Raw genomic sequence first — 25,838 nt, forward strand, 5'->3', positions numbered from 1 at the left:
GATCAAACCTCCGTATGCTCGACGACGGCCTGTTGCGCGCCGCGCTCGTTACGATGCACCCTGAAGCAGGTCGCGTAGAGCGCTGGCAGGAAGAACACCGTCAGCACCGTCGCGATGGTGATGCCGCCCATCAGCGCCGTCGCCATCGGTCCGAAGAAGCCCGAGCGAAGCAGCGGGATCAGTGCGAGCACGGCGGCGGCGGCCGTCAGCATGATCGGCCTGAAGCGCCGTACCGTCGCGCCGATAATGGCGTCGAAGCGCGCGTGCCCCGCTGCGATGTCCTGGTCGATCTGGTCGACCAGGATCACGGAGTTGCGCATGATGATGCCGAACATCGCGATCACGCCAAGCAAGGCGACGAAGCCAAACGGTTTGCCGAACAGCAGCAGCGCAGCCACCACCCCGATGAGGCCCAGGGGCGCCGTCAACACGACGATGAACGTGCGCGCGAAGTTCTTGAGCTGGATCATCAGCAGCGTCAGCACCGCGATGATCATCAGCGGCATTTGCGCGTTGATCGAAGTCTGGCCCTTGACGCTCTCTTCCACGGCGCCGCCCACGTCGATACGGTAACCAACGGGCAGTTTGGCTCGCTCAGCGGCAAGCGCGTGCTCGATGTCGCGCGTCACGTCGATGCCCTGCGCGTCACCACGCACGTCGGCCTGAACGGTGATGGTCGGCTGGCGATCGCGCTCCCAGATCACGCCGTACTCGAGCGTATCGCGCACATGTCCGAGCGAGCCGAGCGGAACCGGCCCATTGGGTGTCGGGATCGCCAGGCTCGTGAGCTTCGCGGGATCGACGCGCTCGCTCTTCGGCGCACGCAGATCGACGTTAATCAGCTTGTCGCGCTCACGGTACTGGGTGACCGTGTAACCGGAAAGCGTCATCGCGAGAAAGCTGGACACGTCCTCCGATGTGACGCCAAGCTGGCGCGCCCTGTTCTGGTCGATCTCGAACGAGATCGACCGTTCGGCCGGCTCGTCCCAGTCGAACTGGACGTTGCGCGTGCGTGAGTCGGCGCGGGTCTTCCCGGCGACCGTCTCCGCGATCGAGCGCACCGTCGCGATATCATCGCCGCTCACGCGAAACTTGATCGGGAAGCCGACGGGCGGGCCGTTTTCAAGTCGCGCGACGCGTGTGCGCACGCCAGAGAAGTCCTTTTCCAGTTTCGCGTCGAGCCAGCGCATCAGTTCCTCGCGGGTCTCCACGTCTTTGGCCGTGATCACGAACTGCGCGAAATTGGGCTGCTGAAGCTGCTGATCGAGCGGGAGATAGAAGCGCGGCGCGCCCGTGCCGACGAAGTCGACGAAGTGGTCGATCCCGGGCTTGCCATCGAGGACCTTCTCGAGGCGCTTTGATTCACGTAGCGTCGCCTCAAACGAAGCGCCTTCCGGCAGCCTCAGGTCGACGAGCAGTTCCGGCCGTTCTGAGTTCGGGAAGAATTGCTGCGGCACCCGCGTGAAGGCCCCCATCGCAATGACGAAGAGCACGGCGGTGACTCCGAGCACGACCCAGCGCCGGTCGATACACGAAGCGACCCAGCCCGACAGGCGTCGATAAAAACCTGTGTTGTAGACATCGTGTTCATGGCCGTGGCCACCGCCCGCATGGCCCGTGCGCTCGGGAAGCAGATGAAAGCCCAGCAACGGCACGAGCACGACGGCGGCGAACCACGAAACGACGAGCGAAATGGCCGATACCTCGAAGATCGAGCGTGTGTACTCGCCCGTGCTCGATTTAGCGAGCGCGATCGGCAGGAAGCCCGAGACCGTGACCAGCGTGCCCGTCAGCATCGGGAATGCCGTGCTTGTGTACGCAAAGGCCGCCGCGCGCATGCGGCTCCAGCCCTGCTCGAGTTTCACGGCCATCATTTCGACGGCGATGATCGCATCGTCGACGAGCAGCCCGAGCGCGAGCACGAGCGTGCCAAGCGACACCTTGTCCAGCCCGATGCCGAACAGATGCATGCACAGCGCCGTCACGGCCAGCACGATCGGAATCGTGATGACGACGACCATGCCCGTGCGCAGGCCGAGCGAAATGAGGCTGACAACGAGCACAATCGCCACTGCTTCGCCAACTGCCTCGACAAAGTCGTCTACCGAATGCTTGACCGCATGGGGCATGCTGGAGACGGCAGCGAGCTTGAGACCGGCCGGCAGGCTTGCCTGCAGTTCAGCCGTCCTTGCATCGAGCGCCTTGCCGAGATCGATGACGTCGCCGCCCTTTTGCATCGTCACGCCAATGCCGAGCACCGCCTGGCCGCCCACGCGCATCTGCGTGACGGGCGGATCGTCATAGCCGCGTTTGATGGTTGCGATGTCGCCAAGGCGGAACGTACGCCGGTTGACGGTGATCAGCATGTCCGCGAGCGCGTGTTCGTCCTTGAACGCGCCGCTTGGCCGCACGAACACGCGGTCGTCCGCCGTCGTGATGGTGCCAACGGGCGCGACAGTGTTCTGCGCGTCGATGGCCTGCGCGAGCTGCTGCGGCGTGATGGACAGGCGCGTCAGTTGCGCATTCGAAATCTCGACAAAGATGTGCTGGTCAGGATCGCCGAAGTAGTCGACCTTCGCCACGCCAGGCACGCGCAGCAGGACCGTGCGCAGCTTGTCCGCATAGTCGTGCAGTTGTGCAGGCGTATAGCCGTCGCCTTCGAGCGCGTAGATGTTCGTGTAAACGTCGCCGAACTCGTCGTTGAAGAATGGCCCCACCGCGCCTTTCGGCAGCGTTGCGCGGATGTCGCCCACCTTCTTGCGCACCTGGTACCAGGTCTCGGGCACCTCCCTGACAGGCGCCGAGTCCTTCATCGCGAAGAAGATCATCGACTCGCCGGGGCGCGAATAGCTCTTGATGTTGTCCACATAGGGCGCCGCCTGCAACTGGCGGCCGATCCGGTCCGTGATCTGCTCCTGCACTTCGCGGGCGGTTGCGCCCGGCCAGTACGTCTTGATGACCATCGTCCGGAAGGTGAATGGCGGATCTTCCGACTGCGCCAGCTGCGTATAGCCAATGACGCCAAAGAGCGTAGCGAGCCCGATCAGAAAGATCACGAGCTGCTGATGCCGCAGGGCCCAGGCAGAGAGATTGAAACCGGTTCCGCTGGCGGATGCGTTATCGGAATCATCCAGTGGCGCGCCGTCCCGCGCGTTTTCATGGTCGCGGGCGTTCATGTCGGGGAATCCTCGGAATGCAGCGGAGGCACCACTTGCACATGTTGCCCTGAACTCACGGCATGCACGCCTTGCAGGACGACGCGGTCGCCATCATGCAAGCCCGAACCGAGCGACACCGTGCGCTCGTCGTATCGCTGGATCGTGACCGGGCGCAGTTCGAGGGTGTCGCTACCGTTTCGAACCACCCACACAGCAGGCTTTTCGCCCTGATGAAAGAGCGCTGTCACGGGTACCGTAAAGGCCTCGCCCACGGCGCCATCGGCTGCGACATCGAATGCGACGTTGGCCGTCATACCAAGACGGACTTCGGGACTCGGTGCAGCCAGCGTCAACCTTACCCGCCATGTGCGGCTTTCCGGGTCGGCCGCGGCCGACACTTCGCGCACCCGCGCTTCGAGGGTCTTGCCAGGCAGCGCAGGCAAGCTCACGCGCGCCTTGCTGCCGACTGTCAGCGAATTCAGCGTTCGTTCGGGCGCATCGCAGACGATATCGACGTCGCCCGTCCAGTCCAGGTGATAGACCGCCTGCGTGGCCTGCACGTTCTGACCGGTATCCACATCCTCCGACGTGATGACGCCGTCATGGTCCGCCGTGAGCGTCGCGTAACGCAGGTGGTCCGTCGCGAGCGCCATCTGGGCGAGCGCCGACGTGCGCTGCGCAAGCGCAGTCGCATAGGCGTCCTGCGTCTGCTCCAGCTGGGCGGCGGCGATCAGGTTCGCGCGTGACTGCGCCTCATCGCGATCGAGCTGCTGCCTCGCGAAAACAAGGCGATGTTCGGCGGCATCAAGCTGCGCGCGGGCATTGACAAGGTTGTTCTGGAGATCGGTTGGGTCGAGCAGTGCAACCGTCTGCCCAGCCTTGACGGTATCGCCAATGCGTACGCGGCGCTCGATGACTTTCCCTCCCACGCGGAACGACAGGGGCGTGGAGTAGCGGGCCTGCACCTGGGCAGGCAACGAGGTACCCGCGATGCGCCCGTCCGGACGAACCGCACGCGCAACAACGGGCTTGGCCTCCGGCACGACCGCTTCGCGCTGGTGGCATGCGCACAGGAGGAGCGCACTGCACGCCGCGATGACAACGGGTACCCGGTGTGTCGATCGGGAGAGGAAAGGTAACAGGGAGCGCGACCGCTTCGGCGCGACAGGACCGGAATGTTTCACGATGTTCACAAGGCAGGTGATGAATCCAGATAGAAATGCACGGTGTCCGCGGATTGAGGCAGGTGTCTGCCAGCCCGTCCAGGACGTCTTCGCCGGATCCACCTTCCCCTTCGTGTCATGCCGGGGTTCCCTCTTTTCTCTGCGGCCGGCGCGCGGATGACATTAGACCCATTACTGATTAACTTGTCAATCATGAGATTTAAATCTAAAATCTGAACAAACAGAGATTGGAGGCAACATGCCAGATGTCCCTCATCCGCGCCCGGCTCGCAGGCAAACCGTCAAGACGCCAATCGAGGGTCGTGAGCCCATGGCAGCGCGGTCGCCCCGGCTGGCCCGACGCAGGGCCGAGACACGCGTCCGCCTGCTCGATGCCGCATTCGGGCTCGTAGCCGAGAAAGGAATGGACGGCGTCACGATCAACGAGATTACGGACGCCGCCGACGTGGGATTCGGGTCGTTCTATAACCACTTCGACTCGAAGGAAGGGATCTTCGCTGCGCTGGTTGACTGGCTCTTCGAGGAGTTCGCCAATACGCTTGATCAGCTCGCCAGTGGACTGGCCGACCCGGCGGAGGTCATCGCTGTTTGCGTGCGCCATACACTCTTGCGCGCCTGCCGCGAGCCGGTCTGGGGGCAACTACTGATACGCGAAGGACTGTCTGCGCGTGCGCTCAGCAGGGGTCTTGGTCAGCGGCTGCTGCGAGATGCGGAGAGAGGCATGGCCGAGAAGCGCTTTGTGATGGCGGATGAATTGATGTGCGTTATCTCGGTGATTGGCACCGTTCTCGCGGGTATCGCTGCTGAACTTGACCTCTCAATGTCGTCCAGGCGGGCGGTTCCCACCCGGAAGATCCTCCGGTCCAGGGCCGAGAAATTTGCCGAGAGTACCGCGGCCATCGTCCTGCAGGCGTTCGGTCTCGCACGGCTGGAGGCGGAAAGGATCGCCCACCGTCCGCTGCCCGCGGCGCCGCAGGACGCAACCGCCTGAAATGGCTTGGCGCCGCTTGCTGGCCTCCGCGACGGCTGAGACGGAGCACGGGCGTTGACTGAGACCCGCATGCTGCCCTTCTCCTGCGCAGACCGGACGTCTATTTAGCTCAGGAGGTTCGTCCAACGAAAGTATTTGTCCGGAACCCGCAGTCACCGAATCTTCTGGAAACGCGTTGCACAGCGGACGCTGGGCAATACGTCGTCACACCCCCGGTAGAGCGCACTCGTGAGGTATCGGCGACGCAGTCCGCGCAACGCCAAGGCAAGAACGGCACTGGCAGGCAGCGCAAGCAGGACGCCAAACGGCTTGAAGCGGCTGGCAATGGCAATTGCGCCGATCCATCAGCCTTTGCGACGCCGGTCCAGTAACTCGCGAACGCGTGCCGCTCCTGTCATCGAACTCCTCGTTTCATTCAGTGTATTCGGGCAGTTCCTCGCCCTCGCCGATGCGCATCTGTGCAAATGCGTCGGCGAGAAACTCCACGCACACTTTCACTCGCGCCGATTGCGCGAGCCGCTCTGGAAAAACGGCCCACACGTTGGCCGGCTGCGTGACTTCGGGCAGCACACGTTTCAGGCGTCCCGCATCGAGCAAAGGCTGCACGTCCCAGACCGAACGCAGCACGATGCCCCGCCCCGCCAGCGCCCATTGCACCGCCGCCTCACCGTGATTGGTCGAGAGCGGACCGGTGACCTTCACGGGCACGGTCTCGCCGCCGGCGTCGAGCCGCCAGACGCCGAATGGATGGTCGCGCTCCTTGATCGCGAGGCAAGCGTGCGCCTCGAGATCGGCAATACTTTCGGGCATGCCGTGACGCGCGAGATAAGCGGGCGCGGCGCACAGCACACGATGATTCGCCGCGAGCTGTCTGGCAATCAGATGCCCCGCAATGTCATCGCCGATCCGCACGTCGAGATCGAAGCCTTCGGCCGCGACATCCACCACGCGGTCGAACAGGTCGAGCCGCACATTGAGCCGTGGATAGCTGTCGGACAATGCCGCGAGCGCCGGTGCAACGAACTGGCGGCCAAAGCCGAAGCTGCTGGAAACACGCAGCGTGCCCCGCGGAACGCTGCGCGTACTGGAGACGTCTTCGACGAGGTGATCCACATCGTCGAGGATTTTTTCGGCCCATGCGAGCACGCGCTCGCCCGCCGCCGTGATGGCAACGCGGCGCGTCGAGCGGTGCAGCAGCCGGGTGCCGAGGCTCGCTTCGAGCACGCCCACGCGCTTGCTCACGTAGGCAGCCGAAGCAGAAAGCGCTTCGGCTGCCGCGCTGAAGCTCGCCTTGCGGGCGACCGTGCAGAAAACGCGCAAGTCGTCGAGTTCCGGGGAAACAGGCAGATTCATGGCGTGGCGCGCGAGCGATGCATGATCAGAAGCTATGTCGCATGCCGATGCGAACATCCGCCTGCGTCGTGGTCGAAGACGGCGTGAAGCTGTAGCCGATCACCGCGTCCACCCCTTGCGACGCGGAGAGCCAGTCGCCCGAAATATAGACGTCCGTGCGCTTGGACAGCAGGTAATGCATGCCTGCCGAAAGCTGGTTCCAGTGATGGCCGTCGAAGTGCGTGTACTGGTAGCCACCGATGAGACTCATCGCGGGCGTGACCTGCCAGTTCGCGCCACCTTCGGCGACCTGCATGTGCTCGCTCTCGCCAAACGCCTTGATTTCCGTATAGGTGAAGGCGCCCATCAGCGTGACGTTGCCGATCGCGTAGCTCGCGCCCACGCCGAACGCGCCTTGCTTGTCCACCGGGAACGGCGTATCCGCATAGAGCGAAGTGACCGCACCCGTGGCGGGATCGACGCTCACCGTCGGCCTGCCGAAGAACGAACGCACGCCAATCATGTTGTACGGGTCGAAGGCGTAAATACCCGATGGATTATTGAGCTGGGTATAGGCCGTGCCGATCGAGAATGGGCCATGCTGGTACTGCGCGCCCACGCTCCACGCGCTGCCCGTGTGGAAGTCGCCCGGCGTATTGCTGAACGAGTACATGCCGCCGAACTGAAAGCCACCGTACGTGTTCGACATGAACTTCACGGCGTTGGGCAAGTGATCGCCGTTCATGCGGTCGAAGTCGCCCTGATTGATCGCATAGCCGCTTGCCCATGCCGACACGTTGTACAGGTAGACCATCTCCCGCGTCATGTCGAACTGATTGCCGAATGTGAGCGTGCCCCAATCGCTTTGGATACCGACGTAAGCGGTCCGGCCGAAAAGCGAGCCGCCGTTCGAGATCGCCCCGTTCGCCAGGTGAAAGCCGCTTTCCAGCCTGAAGACAGCCTTCATCCCGCCGCCGAGGTCTTCCGTGCCCATCAGGCCCCAGCGGTTGGCGTACGTCACGCCGTCGTCGAACTTCACTACGTGCGAGCCGCCTGTGTTGGAAACGTAGGTGACGCCCGCATCGAGCACGCCGTAAAGTGTCACGCTGCTTTGCGCACACGCCGCCATCGGGAGTGCGGCGAGCGTGAGCACAGCCGCATACATCGCGGCGAGCCGCGCTTGATTCTTCGAGTTCATGTCGCTGTTCGTTCTGGAGGCGGGATCAGTTCAGGCCACGGTCCGCTTCGCGCACGAGCCGGCGTTCCTTTTCGATGTCGAGCGAACGGCACGCCCACAGGTAGACCAGCGCGGCAACCGGCAGCCCCACCAGCATGGCGATATCGGTGCCGCCCAAGGCCTTGGCGACCGGGCCGCTGTAGATTTCCGTCTTGAAGAACGGAATCATGGCGACGAAGCCCACCGCGTACGCGGTCAGGCCGCGCCAGTTCCAGCGGCCGTAGATACCGCGCGGGTTGAAGATCTCACGCACCGAGTAGTGCGAGTGGCGCACGATAAAGAAGTCCACGAGGTTGATCGCAGTCCACGGCGTGAACAGATAGCCGAGAATGCCGAGGAAATCGCCGAACTTGCCCATGAAGTTGTCCGACGCCGAGAACGCGAGCGACGTCGCGATCAGCGCCACCACGACGAGGCTCACCACGCGCTTCGTGGCGTTCGATTTGAGCGGCTTGAACGAGTCCGTGATGCTGAGCAGCGTGAGCGACGCGCCGTAGAAATTCAGCCCTGTGATGGCAAGCAAACCCAGCAGCGAGAGCAGCAGTGTGACGGTGCCGAAGCCCGGAAAAATCATGTCGCCGGCGCGCTGAACCGCGTCCGCGATCTCGATCTGCGCGTTGAGCGCCGCGGCCGCCGTGCCCACCAGCATCATCCACGCGCCCCCAATGAACGCGCCAAGGAAGGTCCACCAGAAAGTGGCGCGCACGCCCGTATTGGGCGGCAAATAGCGCGAGTAGTCCGAAACGTAGATGGACCACGAAAGCTGATACGCCGCCGCCGAGAAGAGCTGCACGAGGAACGGCGTGGTCTTGAAGCCCGCGAGGCTCAACTGGCCAGCCGGAAACTGCACCTTCACGCAGATGCCGACGCTGAACACCGTGAGCGCGACGAGCAGCGCGAGCGCGAGCCAGCGTTGCGCCTTGTGAATCAGATCGTAGCCGAACACGGCGAGCGCGACCGAGATCACCGTGAACACGATGTAGCTCATATGCGGCTCGGTCCCGAGCAGATGATGCGCGGTCTGCCCCGCCATGAGCTGATTGAACGAGTTGTAGCCGATATAGGTGACCAGCGCGACCACCCACACGAGCAGCGCGCCCATGTAGCCGAACTGCGGACGCGACTGGATCATCTGCGGCAGGCCGAGCTGGGGCCCTTGGCTCGAATGGAACGCCATGAAGAAGGTGCCGAGCACGTTGCCGAGCACGATGGCGATCGCGCTCCACAGCAGGTTGCCGCCCATGCTAATGCCGATCGCGCCAGCGGCGACGGTCGCGAGATTGGCATCGCCCGTGAACCACACGGGCCACAGGTGCCACGCCTTGCCCTTGCGTTCGGCGAGCGGCACGTAGTCGATCGAGCGTGACTCGATCCGCGATTTGGCACGCGATGGCTCTTTGGCCAACGCTTCGGCGATTGCCTCTTGGGACATGTCTCCTCCAGTTGTGGGGTGGCGAAAGCGGCCCCGCACGACGCGGTTGCGCTTTGCTCGCCGGCCCCGATACCAGGAGTTCCAGTTTCCGGACACGGCGAGTTATCCTACAGTTAATGTAAAACTCTCAGTTAACGATAGTACGCCGCATGGAGGGTTTCGTCGCACTATCGCATTCTCCTATTGACGCCTAGCCAAAAGTTCCGCTGGGTTGGCGCCGATCAATTTTCAGCGGACTCCAGACACGAAAGATACGCTTGGCGCGCTACACCGGCGCGCTTTTATGCATCAATTGAGGGATAACCCTGATCCACCGTCGCCCGATTTTCTTCTATATTTTCGTTAACCCATAGTTTTTACGTAACTGCTAGTTAATTTTCTCCCGTGCGGCGGACCCTCATGACCTACCTCCCGATCGAATTCCACAAGAAAGCTGAATCTCCCACGCTCCCGGCCGACTTCTGCGCCAACCCGGATCTCGCCTGGACCATCCCGGCGAGCTTCTACACGTCCGAGGCTGTTTACAAGGCGGAAGAGAAGAAGATCTTCGAAGACGCGTGGATCTGCGTCGCGCACCGCAGCGAGCTGGCCGACGCGAACGCCTACGTGACCCGGGAGGTGATCGGCGAAAGCATTCTGCTCGTGCGCGGCAAGGACAAGGTGCTGCGCGCGTTCTACAACGTCTGCCCGCACCGTGGCCACCAGCTGCTCGAAGGCAGCGGCAAGGCAAAGAATGTCATCACCTGCCCGTATCACGCCTGGGCGTTCAAGCTCGACGGCGCGCTCGCGCACGCCAACAACTGCGATCACGTCGAGTCGTTCGACAAGGAAAATTCAACCCTCGTGCCGGTGCGCGTGGAGGAATACGCGGGCTTCGTGTTCATCAATCTGAACCCGGATGCCGACTCGGTCGAAGCGCAACTGCCCGGCCTCGAAGCGAGCCTGCGACGTGCGTGCCTCGTGATCGACGACCTCAAGCTGGCCGCCCGCTTCGTGAGCGAGACGCCCGCCAACTGGAAGTCGATCGTCGATAACTACCTGGAGTGCTACCACTGCGGCCCGGCGCACCCCGGCTTCTCGGACTCCGTGAAGGTCGACCAGTACACGCACACGCTGCACGGCAACTGGACGCTGCAGTTCGGCCACGCGCAGTCGTCGGAGCGCTCGTTCAAGCTCGACCCTTCGGTGAAAGACCCGAGCTTCAGCGGCTACTGGGCCTGGCCGTGCACGATGTTCAACGTGCCGCCGGGCAGCGACTTCATGACGGTGATCTACGAATTCCCGGTGAGCGCCGAAGTCACGCTCCAGCACTACGACATCTACTTCCTGAACGACGAGCCGACCGAAGAGCAGCAAAAGCTGATCGAGTGGTATCGCACGGTGTTCCGTCCGGAAGACCTGCGTCTCGTGGAAAGCGTGCAGAAGGGCCTGAAGTCGCGCGGTTATCGCGGCCAGGGCCGAATCATGGTCGACAAGCAGCGCAGCGGCGTCAGCGAGCACGGCATCGCGCACTTCCACAATCTGCTCGCGCAGCAGTACCAGGACTGACGGGAGGCTACCTTGAACGCATTGCAAAACCCCAGCCTGTTGCGCGAGCAGGGTTATATCGACGGCCAGTGGCGCAGCGCCGACGACAGCGCCACGCTCGACGTTCACAACCCCGCCACGGGAGAACGGCTCGCGAGTGTGCCGAACATGGGTGCGGGCGAAGCGCGCGCGGCCATCGAGGCGGCGCACCGCGCCTTCCCGGCCTGGCGCGCAACGACCGCGAAGGAGCGCGCGCGCCTGCTGCGCAACTGGTTCGAACTCGTCATGGCGAACCAGGACGCGCTCGCTGAAATCATGACGCGCGAGCAAGGCAAGCCGCTCGCGGAAGCGCGCGGCGAAATCGCCTACGCGGCCTCCTTCATCGAATGGTTCGGCGAGCAGGCCAAGCGCATCGACGGCGACGTGATTCCGAGCCCGAACCCAGACCAGCGGCTCGTCGTGACCAAAGAGCCGGTGGGCGTGTGCGCCGCCATCACGCCATGGAATTTCCCGGCCGCGATGATCACCCGCAAGGCCGCGCCCGCGCTGGCCGCCGGCTGCACCATCGTCATCAAGCCCGCCAACGAGACGCCGCTCTCCGCGTTCGCGCTCGCCGCGCTCGCTGAACAGGCGGGCATCCCGCCGGGCGTGATCAATATCGTCACCGGCAAGTCGCGCGAGATTGGCCTCGAGATGACGTCGAGCCCGCTCGTCAAGAAGCTCACGTTCACGGGCTCGACGGAAGTCGGCCGCCTGCTGATGCGCCAGTGCTCGGACACCGTCAAGAAGGTCTCGCTGGAGTTGGGCGGCAATGCACCGTTCATCGTGTTCGAGGACGCGGATCTCGACGCCGCCATCGAAGGCGCCCTCCTCTCGAAGTACCGCAACGCGGGCCAAACCTGCGTTTGCGCGAACCGCTTCTATGTGCACGATTCCGTGTACGACGAATTCTGCCGGCGCTTCGCGGCGCGCGTGGCCACCTTCAAGGTGGACGACGGCTTTGCCGAGGGCGTGCATATCGGCCCGCTCATCACGGCAGCGGCACGCGACAAGGTCGATGGCCTCGTGCGCGATGCCGTGGTGCAAGGCGCGCGCGTGGTCACGGGCGGTGCGCCGCACGCGCGCGGCGGCAACTTCTACGCACCCACCGTGCTCGCCGACGCGAAGCCCGGCATGGCCGTGCTCTCCGAAGAGATCTTCGGACCGGTCGCGCCGATCGTGCGCTTTTCGAGCGACGCTGAGGTCGTGCAGCTCGCGAACGATTCCATCTATGGGCTCGCCGCGTACTTCTACAGCCGCGACATCGGCCGCATCTGGCGCGTGGCCGAGCAACTCGAGTACGGCATCGTCGGCATCAACACAGGGCTCATCTCCAACGAAGTCGCGCCTTTCGGCGGCGTGAAGCAGTCGGGCATCGGCCGCGAGGGCTCGAAGTATGGCATCGAAGACTATCTGTCGATCAAGTACCTCTGCATGGCCGGCGTGAATAGTCAGGCTGCGCGCTGACCGTCGCGCGGATGCGGTCCGCACTGCATCCGCGCTTTTTTCCGAATCAAGAATCCAATTGCCTGTGAGCCAAACACCGGGCAAAAACCAGGCAACCCCGCGCTGCGCACCACGCGGCTTGCGGTAAAGGAAGGCAACATGAACGCCCGCGAATCGATCACTGTCGACGTCGTCGCCGTCGAGCAACTCACTCCGCTCATCAAGCGCTTCACGCTGGCCCTGCCCGATGGCGCGCCGCTGCCGTCGTTCAGCGGCGGCGCCCACGTACTCGTTTCAATGCAGGATGGCGAGCAATGGCATCACAACGCGTACTCGCTGCTAAGCTCGCCGCACGACACGCGCCAGTATCAGATTGCCGTACGCCGTGAAGAAGCCTCGCGCGGCGGCTCGGCGTTCATGCACGAGAAGGTGGCGGTGGGCACGCGCCTCGCCATCGGCACGCCCGCCAATCTGTTCGAGCTGGCGGGCGACGCTAAGCGGCACGTGTTCATCGCGGGCGGCATCGGCATCACGCCGTTTCTCGCGCAACTTGCCGAGCATCCGCCCGAAGCTCTCGAACTCGACCTGCACTACGCGTACCGCAGCCCTGAGCACGGCGCATTCGTCGACGAACTGAAGGCCGGCCCGCACGCGCAGCGCACGCGGTGCTATGTGGACAGCGAAGGCCAGCGGCTCGACCTGCTCAAGCTCTTCAAAAGCCTGCCCGCCGACGCGCATGTGTACGTGTGCGGCCCCCAGGGCCTGAACGATGCCGTCTACGCGAACGCCGCGCTGCTCGGCTGGCCGAAGGCGCAACTGCACTCGGAGCAGTTCGCCGCCACGGACATTGCGGGCAACGGTTTCACTGTGGTGCTCAAGAAGTCGGGCATCGAACTCGAAGTCGGCAAGGATGAGACCATCCTCAAGGCCATCGAGCGCGCGGGCGTGACAGTAGAGACGCTGTGCCGCGAAGGTGTGTGCGGCACCTGCGAAGTGCCGATTCTCGAAGGCGAGGCCGACCATCGCGACCAATATCTCGACGACGATGAGAAAGCCGCGCAGAAGACCATTCTGCTGTGTGTGTCGCGCTCGCTCACGCCACGTCTCGTGATCGATCTGTAACCGGCTTTGGCCGATCCGTTAAACTAGCAGGAGATACGCGGGCAGACGAAGCGTGCGGGCCTCGCGCCTCACCCATCAGCGGCGGCATATGCCCGGGCCGATCGGCGGCCTTGGGGCGTATGCCGCCCTTTTTCGCTTGGTTTGCCCTGATCTGTTTGATCCGTTTGGTCCATTTTGTCCGTTTGATCCGTTTAATCCGCTCGATCCGCTTAACCGCGCGATACGTCATAGAGGGAATTGAATGTCCGAGGATACGTTCGCGTTCCGTCTGAAAGTGCTGCTCGAGCACAAGAAGCTGAGCCTGCAGCAAGTGGCCGACGCCGTCGGCATTTCACGACCCGCCGTGCACAAATGGACGCGCGGCGGCGAGATCGACTATTCGAATCTGCGCCGCCTGGCCGCCTTCCTCGACGTGAACTGGGTCTGGCTGCGCTACGGCGACGAAGCCGTGAAAGACCTCGGCATCGTGGGCAATATCGAGCTGCCCATGACCGACCTGCGCCGCCGCTACACCGCCGAGATCATGTCGAACGAGGCGCGCATGAAGCAGGCGCAGGAACTGGCCGGCATCGTCACGTGGGAATGGAATCTCGTGACCGATGAGCTGATCTATTCGAGCAACTGCGAGAAGCTCTATGGCCGCGAAATTCACAGCAACGAGGAGTTCTGGGAAATCCTGCACCCCGAAGACTCGATCTGGCTGAACGCTGAAGCGATGAAAGAACTCGTGGCGAGCAAGGCGCCGCGTGTGTGGGACTTTCGCATCATCTTGCCCGACGGGCGTATTCGCTGGATCGAATCGCGCGTGGCCACGCTGCTCGACGACGCGGGTCGCCCGGTGCGGGTAGTGGGCACGACCATCGACGTCAGCACGCGCAAGGAAGCCGAGTCGGTGCTGGAGCAGCACCTGCAACTGGTCAACGACGCGGCGCGCATCGCGGGTTTCGGAGTGTGGCGCTGGGAGCGCAATCAGGACGCGTTGCTCGTTTCGGACGAATGGTGCCGGATCTTTGGCGTCGATCCCGCCGCCGTGCCTCGGCATTTCGTGGAACTCTCCGGGCATATTCACCCGGAAGACCGCGCCGCGCGGGAAACCGCCATCAACGACGCACTCGCCCATCGCTCGGACTATCGGGTGCTCTATCGCGCTACGCTGCCCGACGATACCTGGCGGCTGGTGGTGGAACTGGGGCAGGCGCGCGTCTCGCCGCATGGTGACGACGTGTGGCTCACGGCGCTGTGCCGCGCTGCGCAGCCTGCCGACATGGCGGCGAGCACGCAGCCCGCCACCGAAGACGGCGCGGCCGCGGCGCAACGTTGATTGCGCGCCGCGTCGCTGTTTGAACGTTAAAGCGCAGCGGCCACCGCTTCGCCCACTATGGAAGTCTTTGCCGTGCCGCCCATGTCGGGCGTGCGCGGGCCTTCCACCAGCACCTTCTCGATGGCCTGCATGATCGCGTCGTGTGCGGCCTTGTATTGCGCGTCGCCGTTGCCGAGGAAGTCGAGCATCATCGCGCCCGACCAGATCATTGCGATCGGGTTGGCGATCTGCTTGCCGAAGATATCAGGTGCGGAACCGTGCACCGGCTCGAACAGCGACGGGAACTTGCGCTCGGGGTTCAGGTTCGCCGAAGCCGCCAGACCGATCGTGCCCGTGCATGCGGGGCCGAGATCCGAGAGAATGTCGCCGAAGAGGTTCGATGCGACGACTACATCGAAGCGATCAGGCTGCAGCACGAAACGCGCGCACAGAATATCGATGTGCTGCTTGTCCCACTTCACGTCGGGATACGTCTGCGCCATCGCCGCCACGCGCTCGTCCCAGTAAGGCATGCTGATCGAAATGCCGTTGGACTTCGTGGCCGCCGTGAGCTGCTTGCGCTTGCGCTGGTTCGCGAGTTCGAACGCGTACTTGAGAATGCGGTCCACGCCCTGGCGCGTGAACACCGACTCCTGCAGCACGAACTCGCGCTCGGTGCCTTCGAACATCTTGCCGCCCACGGAGCTGTACTCGCCCTCGGTGTTCTCGCGCACCACGAGAAAGTCGATGTCGCCCGGCTTGCGGTTGGCGAGCGGACACGGCACGCCGGGCAGCAGACGCACCGGGCGCAGGTTCACGTACTGGTCGAACTCGCGGCGGAACTTCAGCAGCGAACCCCACAGCGAAATGTGATCGGGCACCTTGTCGGGCCAGCCGACCGCGCCGAAATAGATCGCATCGAAGCCCTTGAGCGTGGCGAACCAGTCGTCGGGCATCATCTTGCCGTGCTCGAGGTAGTAGTCGCAGCTTGCCCAGTCGAAATGCGTGAATTCGATCGACAGACCGAAGCGCTTCGCCGCCGCCTGAACCACGCGCACGCCCTCGGGCATCACTTCTTGGCCGATACCGTCGCCAGGAATCGCTGCGATTCTGAATGTCCTGCTCATTGCCTTGTTCTCCATTGACACGGCGCGCGCCCTGATTGACCCGCGCCCAACGAGTACAAGAATGCCTCAAATCACCGCGAAAATAAGCCCCGAACGCGTGGACACATTGAACACGAATCGTGAATAAAGCCATGTCCACGTGACGACACCGCTGCCCTATGGGCTGAAGCGTTTCGCCTCAACGCGCCAGTAGTGTTGCAGCCGCCACCGAGCAGACGCTTGAGCTTCTCGTTGCTGAGCAGCGTCTCGAACTCGCCGAGCGCCTGCTTGGCCGGCACGCCGGGATAGTAGCGATCCAGCAGGACCTTAGCCGGCTGGTCAGAAGACACATCGTCCGCTGCTGATCAATTCTACGACCTCGCAATATAAGCTTTACTTTGCATATCTATCTCGCTCGCCCGCCGATGCCTTATCAATCACTTCGCGCATCGCGTGTCTTGCCATGACTGGCACTTCATGCATCACCGTATTCTTCGACCGACAGCCGCGAAACCCACAATCAGGTGTCTATATCGCTCAGGACGCGTTCATTCATCTTGCACTAGTGCATCAGCGCAAGTATTTGAGCATGCCCTGCTCTACTGTTTGACGCGTCATTCGCCCGCTGAATCGACGCGCTATTCGCAATTCTCAATCAGCCAGCTTGGCAAGCATCCTTATCGCGTGCCAACCGTCACGCGTCGAATCGCCCGGCTCGTCTGATCTGAATCTCATATGCCGTCGCACCTTGTTTTTTCGCAACGCGTAACGCATTGCGCAAACACAGCATGGCGGCTTCATGGTCGCCACTCATCCGCAGGGCATTGGCTTTGGTCATCAGCAGTTTTGGCAGATAGAGCTCATCTCCATTGGCTTCAATCGCTTCGATGGCTTCTTCGCAGACGAGAATCGCGCGCGTGGTATCGGCGTTCGCGCACAAAGCCGTCCCCAGTGAATTCCTGAACGCGGACACCGGCATCGTGTAGAGGCATTTCTTCATGCCATCGAGGCAAGCTTCGAGCATCGCAATACTTTCCGTGTATCTGCCGTCAGCACAAGCCAATTGACCCCGAATCCCGGTTGCCGCATGACGGTGTGGCACGAATCCGTTCGCTCCCGCGATGACCTCCAGTTCGTCCACAATACCGGCAAGTCTCGTCCAGTTCTCCATCCAGGTGAATACTTCGCCCGCCCAGACCAGAGTAATACATTGAGTAGCGAGGTGCCCAAGGAAGCGGGCTTTTTCGATTGCCTCGTCAGCGATACGTTCCGCCTCGGCGTAGTGTCCCGTAAGCCAAAGGTTCCGTGCTCTCCCGCAAAGCGCGCGAAAGAAAGGATCGACCCCGAATTCCGCCATCTTGACGGTAAAGACCTGACTCGTTCTTCCAGACGAAACGATGGAGTCCCAGGCGATAGACGATCGCTTGATGTCGCCGGTCATATGTGACGCGACACCGAGCATGGATTGCACGACTGACGCGTCTTCACCTCTTGCGATAATCGATTTGACGGCCTGCTCCGCGTACGCTAATGCTCCACGAAAATCACTGATCAGATACAGCGACGGAATCAATCCGCAAAGTAGCCTGTCATGCCGGACAGCATCGCCGAGCGAGAGCGCGATCGACAGCCCCCGTATATAAGACGTGCGTACATCCTCCGTGTTACCGTCAGTGAACATCAATGCTTGTGCATAAGCACCGATGAGTTCAAGTTCGGTCAAGCTTCCTGGCTCAAGATCGCCGAGCTTGGATAGTGCGATTTCCGTCCATTTTCTCGCCTCACCAAGCAGCGATCTTTTCAACAGCAATTTCGTGTACAAGGCGACCAGCTTGCAACCTTGAGAAATGTCGTGTTCGCATATGAGCGCCCATTCAAGCGCTGCACGCAAATTACCCAGCTCTGGAAAGCTGCTATCTGAAGCGTTCTCGGGCTCATCGTCGAGAAGCCAAAACGCGGCATAAAAAGCCGAATGCCGCGCGCACATCTCTTTCAGTTCGCCGGCGTCTTCCAGTTTGAAATAGGCATAAGACCTTGTCGTATCGAGCAGGAAGTAGCGAACCCCGTGATCGTGCGACCGGACATCGAGGAGCGACTTGTTCGACAGCTGGTTGATCGCTTCCAGCACCCTCGCTGAATCGATATCGTTGGCGCCGGCAACAGCCACAGCGGCGTCAAGCGTGAACCCTCCAACAAATACGGCCAGGCGACGTAAGCAAACTTGTTCAAGTTCCGTCAGCAGGCTATAACTCCAGTCGAGCATTGCACCGAGTGTCTGGTGTCTGGGCACGGCCGTACGACGTCCGTGCCACATCAGCCTGCGCTTTTTATTGACCAGCTCCAGAATTCCCGCGAGTCCGAAGGTAGGTAGCTGCTGTGCGGCAAGCTCAATTGCGAGCGCAATGCCATCGAGCTCCCGGCAGAGCCGGCCGACCAACTTCGTATTTTCGTCAGTCAACTCAAACCTGCATCCCGTCTGCGCAACACGTTCCGCAAACAGTCGTATTGCGGAATAGTTCAGCGCATCGTGCGCGTTGAGCGTTTCGCCGGGCGGAGGAACTTCCAGGGGCGGAAGACGGTACACAAATTCGCCATCAACGTTGACCACTTCGCGCGAGGTCACAAGAATGTAAGTTCCGGTTGCGTTTTGGAAGAGCACCTCGACCGCCTGAGCTACGCCATCGATCACATGTTCGCAGCAGTCGAGAAAAACAAGGGTCCTGGTCCGGCCGATCGAAGCACACACTTCACTGATCGACGCCGCTTCCTTTCCTTTGCATAGGGCTGAAACCAACGCCGAGGACACCAGATCCGAATCCTGAAGGACGGAAAGATCGATGGACACCACCCTGCCGCCGAAATCATCCGCCAGCTTGCGGACCACGGCATTGGCGACCGTTGTCTTGCCGATTCCGCCCGCCCCAATAATGCTGACGAACCGGCGACACGCAAGTTGCCTGATGACCTGCTCTATTTCGTGCTTGCGGCCGACTATCGTGGCGGTGTCGGAATGATGGAGTCCTGGTTGACCACCCCACGGCACTAAAGCGGTCTTGCGCTCGAGGTCCAGCCCGATTGCCTCACTACGCGAAGCAACGACAGCCACGAATGTATAGCCCCGCCCGGGCACATTCATCACATACGTAACGCCTGGATCGACATCCGACATTGCCTTACGCAATGCGACGACATGAAAGCGAAGACTCCCTGCTTCGACGACGGTATCGGGCCACACTCGCGCCAGCAGATCGCGCGCACTCAGAACCAAACCTGCGTCACGTACAAGCGCAATAAGAATGTCGAGTGCACGGCTACCGATCTTTACCTGCTGCCCCCGACACGTAAGGCGTCTCGCATCCGGAAAGAGGAAAAAGGGACCAAACGAAAAGCTCGTTGGTGCAATATCTTCGTTTGGTATTTCGACAAGCTGGCGACCACGTAACGTCTCGCTCAAAATCTTGGCCTCTCTGTGATTCAATAGATGACACTTAGAATCGGACTCAGTTGGTCTTCGCCACTTTCAACAAGGATTCATCAGACGATTTTCGGCCCGCGAATGCGCAGATCCGCGGAGGTATTGACTTTCCGGTCCAGTAAAATAAAAAGCCTCGCTATCCGATCGTCGAATATCGAAAAGTGCAGATTCAAAATGAGCGGGCTTGGCAAGCCCTTAGTGTCGAACGTCCCGGTAATGGCCCCGACTATCGTCGTTACACAATAGTGCTCGAAGGTGTGCAGCACCTCGATCCGCAAGTTGTCTGCAATGACTTCGGATGCGATCCACGCATGAATCGCGGATCGTCCCCAGAAATTCCGAAGCTGATCGTTGACGAGCGCATCGTCCCTGAATAATGCGCCCATGCCGTCGGCGTCGGCACGGTTAAATGCCGACAAAAACGAGACGATGACATGTGCGTTCGCTTTTGAATTCTTCCCTATTTGATCCTCGAAATCACACATCGCGTCTCCCTGTGCGAAACGGCGCACAAATAGTCGCCGATTCTGCATACCCTGTCAGCTATACGTCGCTAGCACATGTTAGCGGTTGCGATTTGTCCGCTGAATTCGTGACTAACAAAATCAATCTCCTCCCTAATAATCGTCTGAACGATTATGAAAATTTGGTCATTCTCATGGGTCGACAATGCGGAGTCTTCAACAAGCTATACCGCCGTCATGACTGTTCGAGCGGGTTGCCGCCAGTTACGAAACCATCCGTCGCTGGTGCAACACGTTTGACGCGGTCTTTCATGTCACGTCAAGGCGGCTCGTCGCAGGATGGGTAGCCCTCGAAATCTGGACGGGTGTTCGTGACACTGCGCGGCGAGCCATATCTGTTGTGGAGCGCAGTTGATAGCACGGCGCCGAACTCGATGTTCTGCTGCACAATCGTCATAACAACGCTGCAGCGAAGCGGTCGTGTGCTCGCCTCGTCGTGAAGCTCAGTTCGGGGATTTCAGCCTTTGCCGCCGGATAACTGCGAAGCACCACGCAAGATTATCACCGATCATCTTTGGGACGCCATGATTGAAGACGCTTGATTGATGTTCCAGATGCAACATCGTGCTCCCCGCAGCGAGTCTTCTTCACATCGGCGCTTACGTATACGATGCGTCGTGACAGCGAACCGCGACCATCGACACCAATGAAGCAAACGGCAACATTGCGTCCGCCGCAGTTGACGCTGCTCGGCAACTATCGGGACGAGACAGCCAAACGTTGTATTTGTCCACTGGCACCGTGACGGGCGGCCGAGGCGGGTCATCGGCGTGCGTCGCGCGCTCCGACGACGGGCGGCTCGCAGTCGATCTCCGCTTCCGAAAGCGCTGGGCGCGCCGTCTTACGGCAGGAATCCTGAACAACCTTTTGCCGCGTGTTATGCAGCGTGATTTGAGAGATCGCCTGAGCGCCGACAAGGGAAAACCAAATACTTGATGACACGCGTGGCTTTCATTGAGCGACGCGAACAGCGCGCGATCCTGCTCGCGCGCCGATAACGCAGTGCGCAATGACTTCATTTCCTCGGCGGAACCACCAGGCGCTTCGGCGGGCGATTGCCACGTGCGCCGCACGCTAGATGTGCAAATGGTGGTCGGTGCCAGCACTTCTGCGCTTCGCGTGACGACGGTAGGTACGGAAGGCGTCGGCACTGGCAACAGCGATTGCTTGCCAATATGTTTTTCCATCAAAGACTGCCGGCCCTTCGCCTCTTACGCTTATCACCTATGCGCAAAGCGGCACAAATGAAAATCGAACCCGGCTTATCCCCGACTGAATTCCCGATTCGCGCGACCATCGGCAGTCGCTCATAACCGAGCAATTTTCTTCCAGAGCAAGCCGTCGACCCAATTTTTGTGCCGAGTCCGAAGTCTTGAGACGCCTGGCGCGCTCACTTGCCACGTCATACGAGGCCATGCTCGACACCCTGGCATCGGAAGCGGCGCGTCTGTGCCGCGCAGCAGCGCAGGTATAAGCGTTCCCACGAGGCAGAGGCTGCAACAGACCTTTGCTCGTCGCCGAGACGAAAGACGTCGACTATGTCATCGTACCGCAGCTCGCAAGGCGTCGAGAAGCCGTCGGGCCGATGACAGACCTACGACCCAGCCGCCCCGGCGTCTTGCGGCCCCGTCGGCGCCTGCCACGAAGTGCCGCGGACAGTTCGCGTCGAATAGTCCGTGCCGCTCAAGCCAAAAAGCACAGCCAGCATGAGTAATGCAGTGACCGAGGCGATGCGCAAAATTGGGGAAGCCCGGCGCAAGTTCATGAAATAGATCGCCACAAGTAGCGCTTTTGCCACGGCAATAAAAAGATTGAGCACACTATTCCACGCGCCCAGCTTCAGGTACGAACTGCCGAACGTGAGTAGCAGCAATGCCACAAGCGCGACCCATATCTTGACATCGTCCTTGTACCGGTGTCCCTCATTCGAATTCATCCGCTACTCCTGCTGACGAGGTACAGCAAGGGATAAAGAAAAATCCATACAATGTCGACGAAATGCCAGTAAAGACCAACCACTTCGATGCGCTCAGGCTTCGCAAGCTCGCGCTCAGCGCGCGCGAGGGCGAGTGCAAAGCCAACGACCATGACAACGCCAATGATCAGATGCAGTGCATGAAGCCCCGTCATGCCGAAATAGAGGAAAAAGAACAATTGCGCGGCGTCGGCATGGCGTGGCTCGGGGAAAGCGAATCCCGCCGCGGGCACCAGGCGCTCATGCCATTCTTTCCAATACTCAGTGCCCTTGATGACAAGGAAGACGATGCCAAGAGCGGCCGTGAAAAACAGCATGCGCGCGGCGAGCCGCACGGCGCCGACTTTTCGTGCCTGCACGGCGATCGCCATCAGTAAGCTGCTCGTTAGCAGTACGGCTGTGTTGATTGTGCCGAGCGTGACATCGGTGTAGCGGCTCGCAGCGGCAAAGCCTTCTGGAAAATGTGAGCGTCCGTAGAGGTAACCGAAGAAGAGCGGGCCGAAGAACATCACCTCGGTCGCAAGAAAAGTCCACATGCCCAGCATCGACGCTTCTTCTTGTTGAGCGGCGCTATTGAACTGTTCGGCGTGATCTGTCATTGCGGCGCCTCTTCTCCCGTTTCGGGATCGTACTGGTACGCGTCTCGCCGAACGACGGGTGTGTGTTCGAAGTTATGCTTCGGCGGCGGTGAAGAAGTCTGCCATTCGAGGCCGGTGGCACGCCATGGGTTAGGGCCCGCACGCTTGCCATAGAACAGCGACCATATCAGATAGCAGAACGGCAGCAGGTAGCCGACTGCGAGAATTGAGGCACCGGCCGACGACAGGACGTTCAACACCTGAAACTCCGGCGGATACGCGTGGTAACGGCGCGGCATGCCTTCGAAGCCGAGCAGATACTGCGGGAAGAAGGTCAGATTGAAGCCGAAAAATATTATCAGAGCGGCCACGCGGCCCAACGTTTCGGGGTACATGCGTCCCGTCATCTTTGGCCACCAGAAGTGGACACCGCCCAGGTAAGCCATCACGGTGCCGCCGACCATGATGTAGTGAAAATGCGCAATGACATAGTAAGTGTCGGTTAAATGTACATCCAATGCCAGCGAGGCCAGCGTCAACCCCGCAAGCCCACCGATGGTGAAAAGGCCAACGAAGCCGAGCGCATAGAGCATAGGTGCGGAAAACGTAATGCGGCCTTTATAGAGCGTTGCGGTCCAATTGAAGACCTTGATTGCCGACGGAATGGCAACCAGAAAGGAAAGCAGCGAGAACACCATGCTCGCGTACATCGACTGGCCCGACACGAACATGTGGTGGCCCCAGACGAGAAAGCCGATCGATGCGATGCCAAGGATCGCATAAGCCATGAAGCGGTAGCCGAAAACGCGCTTGCGCGCGAAACACGGAATGATCTCACTCGCCACGCCCATCGCCGGGAGCACCATGATGTAGACAGCCGGATGCGAATAAAACCAGAAAAGGTGCTGAAAAAGAAGTGGATCGCCGCCCAGCGCCGGATCGAAGATGCCGACGTGCAGCAGCCGTTCAGCGACGAGCAACGCGAGCGTCATCGCCAGCACCGGCGTGGCCAGCACGAGAATGATCGAGGTCGCATAGTTTGCCCAAACGAAAAGCGGCAGGCGAAACCACGTCATGCCCGGCGCGCGCATCGTGTGCACGGTGACAATGAAATTCAGGCCGGTCAGGATGGACGAAAAACCGACAATGAACACACCAGCCACCGCGATGATCACGTTGCTGTGCGAGAACATCGTAGAAAACGGCGTATAGAAGGTCCATCCCGTATCCACTCCACCCGCGTAGAGTGCGCCCAGCGTAAGTACTCCGCCGACCACGAATATGTACCAGCTCAGCAGATTCAGACGCGGGAAGGCAAGATCGCGCGCGCCTATCATCATTGGCATCAGAAAGTTGCCGAGCGCGGAAGGAATGGACGGGATCAGGAACATCCACACCATGATCACGCCATGCGCGGTAAACAACCGGTTGTAGGTGTCGGCGGAAACCAGCAGGCCTTGCGGCGTGACGAGATTCAGCCGCATAAGGGCCGCAGCCGCACCGCCGACGAAGAAAAATCCCGTGATCGAGATCATGTAAAGCCAGCCGATGCGTTTGTGATCGTGAGTGGTCAGCCACGACTTCAGCGTCGAGCCTTCCAGATAATCCGACATGTCGGCTTCACTGACTCGCGCGTGCATGGTCGCCTCCGGTGGAACGGATGTATTCGATGATCGCCAGCAAGTCTTCCTCGCCGATCTGTCCAGCGAACGATGGCATGATCGGCTCGTAACCGGCCACGACATCTTTGCGCGGCAGCAGAATGGAATCGCGGATGTACGCTTCGTCGGCAATCAGCGACCGGCCATCCGACAGATGTACGTCTCGCCCCAGCAAGCCATGCAAGTCGGGCGCATGAACAGAGGATTGCGCCTCATGGCATCCGCTGCAGCCATAACGCCGGTACAGCTCGAAGCCGCGCGCGGCAATTCCAGGCTGGCTATTGCCGCGCGCCAGCCAGGCGGCGAACTCGCCCGGCTGCATCACGATGATGCGCCCGCCCATGGCGGCGTGGTCAGTGCCGCAGTACTCGGCGCAATGAAGATGGAATTCGCCAGTTTCAGTCGCGGTGAACCAGACGGTCGTGTACCGTCCCGGCACCACGTCCTGTTTGATCCGAAACGCGGGCACATAAAAGCTGTGAATTACGTCCTGCGAAGTCATTACGACACGCACTGGCCTGTTGACCGGCACGTGCAGTTCGTCGATCTCTCGCTTGCCGTTCGCATGCTCCAGTTTCCACATCCACTGCTTGGCGACCACGAACACGGGCATTGCATCGGGCGGCACGCGATAGAGTCGCGTGAAGTCATAGGCCGCCCAGACAAATGTAGCGATAAAAAGCACGAGCGGCGTCACGGTCCAGGCGATTTCGACCGCGCGGGCGGACGTCGGCGCGTTGCTGCGATCGGCCTTCGATCCCGCGCGGTAATGAACCGAAAAGACCACAATCAGGATCGCGATGATAAGAGCAACCGTGAGCAATACAACGATCTGTGCGGCAAAGAGTGCATCGTAGCGACCGCTTGCCGTTGTCGCGCTGGGTGGAAACAGGTGAAAGGAGGGATTCATGCCGCGCCCCTTCTGCCTCTCGCCGCACGCCACAGCCAGATGCCGAGCGCCGCCACCACCGTCAGAGACAACGCGCGCACGCCCGTCATGACTTGCGCGCTGTAACGGCCTGTCACCGGGTCGTAATGCGAGCACAGCAAAAGCAACTGATCGACCGGCGAGCCGATGCGTTGTGATGAAGCATCGATCAGCGCGAGCCGAACATCACGCGGATCGAAGCGAACGCCCATAAAGTAGTGCGAAATGCGGCCATCAGGTGTAGCAACGACGAAACCTGCCGGATGCCTGTATTGCTGCAATTCCCGGTCATAGACGTATTCGAAACCGACGCTGTGTGCCAGTGTTTCGACTTGCGGCTTCGCTCCCGTCAGTAAAGTCAGCTGCACACCGCTGTTGGCAAGCACAGGCGCATAAGAAGCCTTTTTGCGGGCGGCCAGCTCGGGCGTCTCCGATGGGTCAATGCTCACGCCCAACACGCGATAGGCGTGCGGCGGCAGGTCTATTGCGGCCAGGCTCTCGAGCACGCCATCCATCAGCGTGCTGCACAGATTGGGGCAATGGAAATACCCCAGCACCAACACCACCGGACGATTGCCAAAGTACGCGCCGAGGCGCGTGGGACGCCCCTTATCGTCGGTGAAAGTGCTGGATAAAGGCAGTGTCGCGTTGAGCCGTTGCACGTATCGGGTCTGATCCGGCGGAGGAACCGTAAGCGCCTGCGCGCGCGCCGGCCGTTCTTGCGTCACGCCGATCACGCATGCGAGAGCGAGGAGCAGTAGCCATCGGCACCGCCTGCTTCGAGCGACGACGGAGCCGACACGGCGCCTGGCGCTGGACTCAC

At 61.1% G+C, this 25,838-nt stretch carries 18 protein-coding genes and 1 pseudogene; 5 read left to right on the forward strand and 14 right to left on the reverse strand.

What is annotated here, in order from left to right; translation table 11 throughout:
- Positions 1–2: 2 nt before the first annotated feature.
- Complete coding sequence (locus J8I87_RS00935) at positions 3–3,176, reverse strand: efflux RND transporter permease subunit (protein WP_209929564.1); 3,174 nt, start codon at positions 3,174–3,176, stop codon at positions 3–5.
- Positions 3,173–4,351 carry an efflux RND transporter periplasmic adaptor subunit gene (locus J8I87_RS00940; RefSeq protein WP_409518711.1) on the reverse strand — a complete coding sequence of 393 codons (1,179 nt, stop codon included), beginning with the start codon at positions 4,349–4,351 and terminating at the stop codon, positions 3,173–3,175. The genes J8I87_RS00935 and J8I87_RS00940 overlap by 4 nt, the downstream gene beginning before the upstream one ends.
- Before the next feature lie 229 nt (positions 4,352–4,580).
- Here J8I87_RS00940 and J8I87_RS00945 point away from each other — a divergent pair, with 229 nt between their 5' ends.
- Positions 4,581–5,333, forward strand: coding sequence for a TetR/AcrR family transcriptional regulator (locus J8I87_RS00945; protein WP_209929565.1), 753 nt, complete (start codon positions 4,581–4,583; stop codon positions 5,331–5,333).
- 411 nt (positions 5,334–5,744) lie between these two features.
- Here the strand turns inward: J8I87_RS00945 and J8I87_RS00950 are convergent, their stop codons facing one another.
- The 3 genes from J8I87_RS00950 to J8I87_RS00960 are packed head-to-tail and all read right to left on the reverse strand — an operon-like array spanning position 5,745 to position 9,334.
- Complete coding sequence (locus tag J8I87_RS00950; RefSeq protein WP_209929566.1) at positions 5,745–6,686, reverse strand: LysR substrate-binding domain-containing protein; 942 nt, start codon at positions 6,684–6,686, stop codon at positions 5,745–5,747.
- Between the two features lie 25 nt (positions 6,687–6,711).
- Positions 6,712–7,830 carry a porin gene (locus J8I87_RS00955; RefSeq protein WP_409518715.1) on the reverse strand — a complete coding sequence of 373 codons (1,119 nt, stop codon included), beginning with the start codon at positions 7,828–7,830 and terminating at the stop codon, positions 6,712–6,714.
- 58 nt (positions 7,831–7,888) lie between these two features.
- Positions 7,889–9,334 carry a purine-cytosine permease family protein gene (locus J8I87_RS00960; RefSeq protein ID WP_209929568.1) on the reverse strand — a complete coding sequence of 482 codons (1,446 nt, stop codon included), beginning with the start codon at positions 9,332–9,334 and terminating at the stop codon, positions 7,889–7,891.
- Between the two features lie 399 nt (positions 9,335–9,733).
- Between J8I87_RS00960 and J8I87_RS00965 the strand changes: the two genes are divergently transcribed.
- The 4 genes from J8I87_RS00965 to J8I87_RS00980 all read left to right on the forward strand — a co-directional run bounded on the left by J8I87_RS00965 (position 9,734) and on the right by J8I87_RS00980 (position 14,789).
- Positions 9,734–10,882, forward strand: a complete 1,149-nt coding sequence (locus tag J8I87_RS00965) for an aromatic ring-hydroxylating dioxygenase subunit alpha (protein WP_209929569.1) — start codon at positions 9,734–9,736, stop codon at positions 10,880–10,882.
- Positions 10,883–10,894: 12 nt separating this feature from the next.
- The gene (locus tag J8I87_RS00970) at positions 10,895–12,367 is read left to right on the forward strand and encodes an NAD-dependent succinate-semialdehyde dehydrogenase (RefSeq protein ID WP_209929570.1); all 1,473 of its coding nucleotides are present in this window, start codon (positions 10,895–10,897) and stop codon (positions 12,365–12,367) included.
- Between the two features lie 138 nt (positions 12,368–12,505).
- Positions 12,506–13,468 carry a PDR/VanB family oxidoreductase gene (locus J8I87_RS00975; protein WP_209929571.1) on the forward strand — a complete coding sequence of 321 codons (963 nt, stop codon included), beginning with the start codon at positions 12,506–12,508 and terminating at the stop codon, positions 13,466–13,468.
- A 241-nt stretch (positions 13,469–13,709) separates the two neighbouring features.
- Positions 13,710–14,789, forward strand: coding sequence for a helix-turn-helix domain-containing protein (locus J8I87_RS00980; RefSeq protein ID WP_209929572.1), 1,080 nt, complete (start codon positions 13,710–13,712; stop codon positions 14,787–14,789).
- 26 nt (positions 14,790–14,815) lie between these two features.
- Here J8I87_RS00980 and J8I87_RS00985 read toward each other — a convergent pair whose 3' ends face one another.
- From J8I87_RS00985 to J8I87_RS01020, 9 genes and pseudogenes are all read right to left on the reverse strand, one after another.
- A complete protein-coding gene (locus J8I87_RS00985; RefSeq protein ID WP_209929573.1) occupies positions 14,816–15,895 on the reverse strand; it encodes a tartrate dehydrogenase in 1,080 nt (359 codons plus the stop codon).
- Positions 15,896–16,051: 156 nt separating this feature from the next.
- Positions 16,052–16,236: pseudogene (locus J8I87_RS44365) on the reverse strand (NAD(P)-dependent oxidoreductase); the annotation flags it as partial.
- Between the two features lie 332 nt (positions 16,237–16,568).
- Positions 16,569–19,328, reverse strand: coding sequence for an ATP-binding protein (locus tag J8I87_RS00990; protein ID WP_245253616.1), 2,760 nt, complete (start codon positions 19,326–19,328; stop codon positions 16,569–16,571).
- A gap of 80 nt (positions 19,329–19,408) precedes the next feature.
- Positions 19,409–19,834, reverse strand: coding sequence for a nuclear transport factor 2 family protein (locus tag J8I87_RS00995; RefSeq protein ID WP_209929574.1), 426 nt, complete (start codon positions 19,832–19,834; stop codon positions 19,409–19,411).
- Positions 19,835–21,467: 1,633 nt separating this feature from the next.
- Complete coding sequence (locus J8I87_RS01000) at positions 21,468–21,809, reverse strand: cytochrome C oxidase subunit IV family protein (RefSeq protein ID WP_209929575.1); 342 nt, start codon at positions 21,807–21,809, stop codon at positions 21,468–21,470.
- The gene (locus J8I87_RS01005; RefSeq protein WP_209929576.1) at positions 21,806–22,447 is read right to left on the reverse strand and encodes a cytochrome c oxidase subunit 3; all 642 of its coding nucleotides are present in this window, start codon (positions 22,445–22,447) and stop codon (positions 21,806–21,808) included. The genes J8I87_RS01000 and J8I87_RS01005 overlap by 4 nt, the downstream gene beginning before the upstream one ends.
- The gene (gene ctaD, locus J8I87_RS01010) at positions 22,444–24,066 is read right to left on the reverse strand and encodes a cytochrome c oxidase subunit I (protein ID WP_209929577.1); all 1,623 of its coding nucleotides are present in this window, start codon (positions 24,064–24,066) and stop codon (positions 22,444–22,446) included. Before ctaD ends, J8I87_RS01005 begins: the two co-directional genes overlap by 4 nt.
- Positions 24,047–24,997: a cytochrome c oxidase subunit II gene (coxB, locus tag J8I87_RS01015; RefSeq protein WP_209929578.1), complete on the reverse strand. Its 951-nt coding sequence runs from the start codon at positions 24,995–24,997 to the stop codon at positions 24,047–24,049. The genes ctaD and coxB overlap by 20 nt, the downstream gene beginning before the upstream one ends.
- Positions 24,994–25,752 carry an SCO family protein gene (locus tag J8I87_RS01020; RefSeq protein ID WP_209929579.1) on the reverse strand — a complete coding sequence of 253 codons (759 nt, stop codon included), beginning with the start codon at positions 25,750–25,752 and terminating at the stop codon, positions 24,994–24,996. The genes coxB and J8I87_RS01020 overlap by 4 nt, the downstream gene beginning before the upstream one ends.
- Between the last annotated feature and the right edge of the window lie 86 nt (positions 25,753–25,838).

Source organism: Paraburkholderia sp. LEh10 (genome assembly GCF_017814945.1).
GTDB lineage: Bacteria > Pseudomonadota > Gammaproteobacteria > Burkholderiales > Burkholderiaceae > Paraburkholderia.

Excerpts from the sequence above, each read along its gene's own strand:
- coxB (WP_209929578.1), bottom strand. The coding sequence starts at position 24,997 with ATGAATCCCTCCTTTCACCTGTTTCCACCCAGCGCGACAACGGCAAGC.
- J8I87_RS00965 (WP_209929569.1), top strand. The coding sequence starts at position 9,734 with ATGACCTACCTCCCGATCGAATTCCACAAGAAAGCTGAATCTCCCACG.
- J8I87_RS00935 (WP_209929564.1), bottom strand. The coding sequence starts at position 3,176 with ATGAACGCCCGCGACCATGAAAACGCGCGGGACGGCGCGCCACTGGAT.
- J8I87_RS00945 (WP_209929565.1), top strand. The coding sequence starts at position 4,581 with ATGCCAGATGTCCCTCATCCGCGCCCGGCTCGCAGGCAAACCGTCAAG.
- J8I87_RS01005 (WP_209929576.1), bottom strand. The coding sequence starts at position 22,447 with ATGACAGATCACGCCGAACAGTTCAATAGCGCCGCTCAACAAGAAGAA.
- J8I87_RS00995 (WP_209929574.1), bottom strand. The coding sequence starts at position 19,834 with ATGTGTGATTTCGAGGATCAAATAGGGAAGAATTCAAAAGCGAACGCA.
- J8I87_RS00955 (WP_409518715.1), bottom strand. The coding sequence starts at position 7,830 with ATGTATGCGGCTGTGCTCACGCTCGCCGCACTCCCGATGGCGGCGTGT.
- J8I87_RS00985 (WP_209929573.1), bottom strand. The coding sequence starts at position 15,895 with ATGAGCAGGACATTCAGAATCGCAGCGATTCCTGGCGACGGTATCGGC.
- ctaD (WP_209929577.1), bottom strand. The coding sequence starts at position 24,066 with ATGCACGCGCGAGTCAGTGAAGCCGACATGTCGGATTATCTGGAAGGC.
- J8I87_RS00960 (WP_209929568.1), bottom strand. The coding sequence starts at position 9,334 with ATGTCCCAAGAGGCAATCGCCGAAGCGTTGGCCAAAGAGCCATCGCGT.
- J8I87_RS00980 (WP_209929572.1), top strand. The coding sequence starts at position 13,710 with ATGTCCGAGGATACGTTCGCGTTCCGTCTGAAAGTGCTGCTCGAGCAC.
- J8I87_RS00950 (WP_209929566.1), bottom strand. The coding sequence starts at position 6,686 with ATGAATCTGCCTGTTTCCCCGGAACTCGACGACTTGCGCGTTTTCTGC.
- J8I87_RS00975 (WP_209929571.1), top strand. The coding sequence starts at position 12,506 with ATGAACGCCCGCGAATCGATCACTGTCGACGTCGTCGCCGTCGAGCAA.
- J8I87_RS01000 (WP_209929575.1), bottom strand. The coding sequence starts at position 21,809 with ATGAATTCGAATGAGGGACACCGGTACAAGGACGATGTCAAGATATGG.